This is a genomic window from Streptomyces prasinopilosus (genome assembly GCF_001419695.1).
GTDB classification, from domain to species: domain Bacteria; phylum Actinomycetota; class Actinomycetes; order Streptomycetales; family Streptomycetaceae; genus Streptomyces; species Streptomyces prasinopilosus.
This window is the reverse complement of the sequence record NZ_LIRG01000786.1, coordinates 1-3,930: the sequence shown is the minus strand read 5'-3', so window position 1 is coordinate 3,930 and position 3,930 is coordinate 1. Positions and strand designations below refer to the sequence as shown.

General features: G+C 75.3%; 3 protein-coding genes and 1 pseudogene. 1 reads left to right on the top strand and 3 read right to left on the bottom strand.

Annotation, left to right across the window (positions count from 1 at the left end; all coding sequences use genetic code 11):
- On the bottom strand, window positions 1–181 hold a 181-nt coding region (locus AOK18_RS33710), incomplete at its 3' end, for a hypothetical protein (protein ID WP_079105195.1).
- A 562-nt stretch (window positions 182–743) separates the two neighbouring features.
- Between AOK18_RS33710 and AOK18_RS26445 the strand changes: the two genes are divergently transcribed.
- Window positions 744–2,717 (top strand): HelD family protein, encoded by a 1,974-nt coding sequence (locus tag AOK18_RS26445; RefSeq protein ID WP_079105194.1) that lies wholly within the window; start codon window positions 744–746, stop codon window positions 2,715–2,717.
- 77 nt (window positions 2,718–2,794) lie between these two features.
- Here the strand turns inward: AOK18_RS26445 and AOK18_RS26440 are convergent, their stop codons facing one another.
- Window positions 2,795–3,553: a copper homeostasis protein CutC gene (locus AOK18_RS26440; protein WP_055695971.1), complete on the bottom strand. Its 759-nt coding sequence runs from the start codon at window positions 3,551–3,553 to the stop codon at window positions 2,795–2,797.
- A gap of 135 nt (window positions 3,554–3,688) precedes the next feature.
- Window positions 3,689–3,930, bottom strand: a pseudogene (locus tag AOK18_RS26435) (maleylpyruvate isomerase family mycothiol-dependent enzyme); the annotation flags it as partial.

Below are 3,930 nucleotides of genomic sequence, written 5' to 3'. Positions count from 1 at the left end.
GATCAGGGTCTTCGCCGAGAGCTTCTTCTCCGTCACCGTTCTCGGCGAAGACCCTGATCGCGCGCAGGGCGTTGCCGATGCGGTGCGGGGAGTGGGGGACGGAACCGGTGGCGGTGGCACCGCGGTGCGGGGTGCCCGGGCCACGGGCCTGATTGCCTGGGGTGAAGGTCGCTGTGCTCATGTGTCCAGAGTGCGCCGTATCACCCGTTCGGGGCATCGGTCCCTGGGCCCAGCTTCGGACTCCGTCGCGTCCTCCCCGGGACGCACGGTCTCCCCTGCGAGGAGTACCCGCGCCCCTGAGAACTCTGAGGGGTACGGCCCCGGCCCCCGGGACCGGGACGGCGGTACCACGGGACGGCGGACCGCGTTCAACCGTTCGCCCCCGGTGCGGGAGCCGACTATAATCTCCCGCTCGCCCCGGCCACCGGAACGGATGCCGTCCGGGGTCCCCCGCCTCCCTCGCCGGAGTGCCGCCGCCCGGACGGAAACCGGACGGTCCGCCATGCCGTGATCCCGCGGCATCACCGCCAGCACCAGCCGGAGGCAGACCCGTGCCCGCGCACGTCCCCGAACCCGCGCCCCTCGCCCCGACCACAGCCACCACGCCCGCCACGCCCGCCACGCCCGCCACCGGCGCCGACGTCCACGACGTCCACGGCGACGACGTCCCCGGTGAAGCCGGCGGAGGCCCTCTGGCCCGCGAGCGCTCCCACCTCTCCGCGTCCCGCGCCGCCCTGCGCGCGATGCGTGAGGACGTCGAGTCCCTCGACATCCGCGACGTCACCGCGAACTGGGTCAACGCGCAGATCCTGGAGCGGCAGATCGAGGACCGGATCAAGGCCCTGGCCGACCTCAACGACACCCCGCTGTTCTTCGGCCGCCTCGACTACCTGCACCCCCCGGGCGCCGAGGAGGCGGAGGGGGCCGGGGGCGGACGCTTCTACATCGGGCGCCGGCACGTGCACGACGCCGACGGCGACCCGATGGTGATCGACTGGCGTGCGCCGGTCTCGCAGCCGTTCTACCGGGCGTCCCGGCAGGACCCGATGGACGTCGCGCTGCGCCGCCGTTTCGGCTACACCGGCGGGGACCTCACGGCGTACGAGGACGAGCACCTGTCCGATCCCACCGAGACGGCCGTCACGAGCAGGCTGCTCCAGCGGGAGATCGAACGCCCGCGCGTCGGTCCGATGCGGGACATCGTCGCCACGATCCAGCCCGAGCAGGACGAGATCGTGCGGTCCGGTCTGTCGGACAGCGTCTGCGTGCAGGGCGGTCCCGGCACCGGGAAGACCGCCGTCGGCCTGCACCGGGTCGCCTACCTGCTGTACGCCCACCGCGAGCGGCTGGCCCGCACGGGCACGCTGGTCGTCGGGCCGAACCGGTCCTTCCTGCACTACATCGAGCAGGTGCTGCCCGCGCTGGGCGAGCTGGCGGTCGGGCAGGCGACGGTGGACGACCTGGTGGCCCACGTCGAGGTGCGCGGGACGGACGACGCGCGGGCCGCGCTCGTCAAGGGTGACGCGCGGATGGCCGAGGTGCTGCGCCGGGCCCTCTACGCGCACGTGAGGCCGCCCACCGAACCGGTCGTCGTCGTGCGCGGCTCGCGCCGCTGGCGGGTGCCGGCGTACGAGCTGGAGGAACTGGTCCGCCAGCTGCTCGACCGGGACATCCGTTACGGTGCCGCCCGCGAGGCCCTGCCGCAGCGCATCGCGCACGCCGTGCTGGTGCAGATGGAGCGGGCCGGGGAGGCCCCGGACGACAGGGTGCAGGACGCGGTGGCCCGCAACGGCGCGGTGAAGGCGGCGGTGAAGGCCGTGTGGCCCGCCGTCGACCCGGCGAAGCTCGTCCTGCGGCTGCTGGCGGACCCGGAGTTCCTGGCCGAGCACGCGGCCGGACTGCTCGACGAGGACGAGCGCAAGGCGGTCCTCTGGGCGAAGCCGGCGCGGTCGGTGAGGTCCGCGAAGTGGTCGGCGGCGGACGCGGTGCTGATCGACGAGGCCACCGACCTGATCCGGCGCACCCCTTCCCTCGGGCACGTGGTGCTCGACGAGGCGCAGGACCTCTCCCCCATGCAGTACCGGGCGGTGGGCCGGCGCTGCACGACCGGTTCGGCCACCGTCCTCGGCGACCTGGCCCAGGGGACCACGCCGTGGGCGACCCGGAGCTGGGAGGAGGCGCTGGGGCACCTGGGCAAGCGGGACGCGGTGGTCGAGGAGCTGACGGCCGGTTTCCGCGTCCCGACGGACGTGATCGCGTACGCCTCCCGGCTGCTCCCGCACATCGCGCCGGGCCTGACCCCGGTGGCGTCGATCCGTGACAACCCCGGCTTCTTCTCGGTCCGCCCGGCCGGCGGGGACGGCGGCGGTGACGTCCTGGCGGCCTGCCGCGAACTGCTGGCCCGCGAGGGCTCGGTCGGCCTGATCGCCGCCGACGCCCGGATTCCGGAGCTGGCCCGGGCCCTGGCGGAGGCGGGCCTCGGGTACGTCGCGCCGGGTGAGGAGACGACGTCCGGCACCCGGCTCACCCTGGTCCCGGCGTCCCTGGCGAAGGGCCTGGAGTACGACTACGTGGTCCTGGACGAACCGCGTGCCGTGGTCGACGGCGAGCCCGACGAACGCACCGGCCTGCGCCGCCTGTACGTCGCCCTGACCCGTGCGGTCTCGGGCCTGATCGTGACGCACGCGGCCCCCCTGCCGGAACAGCTGCTGCCCTGAGCCGCTCCGGCGGAACCGGTCCGGCGGGGCGGATCCGCCGGCACCGGCCCGCCGGAACGGGTCCGGCGGAACTGGTCTCAGCCCCCGGCGACCACACCTCCGGCCGCCCCGTCGGCCACCGCGCCGGCCGCCGCGTCGAGCGCCCCGTCCACCACCCGGCGCCACTCCGCCACGGCCTCCGCCGAGACGGGTGCGGTCCATCCGCCCGGCCGGGCCGCGCTCCCGATGTGGAAGGCGCGGACCCCGGCGGCGAGCAGGGTGGGCACCTGCTCCAGCCGCAGGCCGCCGCCGACGAGCAGTTCCTGCCGGTAGCCGGGGTCGCCCCCTCGTCCCCGGCGGGCCTCGGCGAGGAGGGTGGGCAGCCCGTCGGCGACGCCGCCGGGCGCGCCGGCCGTCAGGTAGGTGTCGAGGCCGGGCAGCCCGTCGAGCTGCTTGCGCAGGGCCTCGCGGTCGGCGGCCCGGTCGATGGCGCGGTGGAAGGTCCAGCGGCAGCCGTCCAGCGCGCCGGCCACCCGTTCCACGGCGTCCAGGTCCACCCGGCCGTCGGCGTCGAGGAACCCGAGGACGAACTCCTCGGCCCCGGCGTCCCGCACCCGGTGGGCCGTGCGCACCAGCCGGTCGGGGTCGCCGGCGGCGAACCCGTCGGTCAGGCGCAGCATCACCCGCAGCGGGAGGCCGACGGCCGCGCGGACGGCGGCGACGGTGGCGACGGACGGGGTCAGTCCGTCGGCGGCCATGTCGGTGACCAGCTCGAGCCGGTCCGCGCCTCCCGCCCGGGCGGCCACCGCGTCCTCGGCGTCGAGGGCGATCACCTCCAGGAGTGCACGCTTGCTCATGGAACCCCATTCCTCGGCGTCAGGCACGGATCGTCGACGACCAGGCCCCCAGGGAGCTGGAGACCTAGAGGTCTAGTCCAATCCAGCCTACGCCCGCCGGCCGGGGCTCCGCGCCCCCGCACCCCGAAGCGGGTCTCACTCCCCGAAGATGTTCAGCTCCGCGGCCGCGGCCCCGGCCAGCTCGTACGGGGCGCCGTCCACCGACCGTCCCGCGTACAGCCGCACCAGCGTCGGCCCGTCCCCGATGTACCGCGCCGGGGGCCGCTCCCCGGAGACCTTCCCGAGCCGCAGCGGCTCGTCGGCGTCGTCGAGGTCGGCGTGCAGCGGCAGATGCCCCATCCCGTCCGTGACGCGGGCCAGCAGGTCGAGCGCGTACG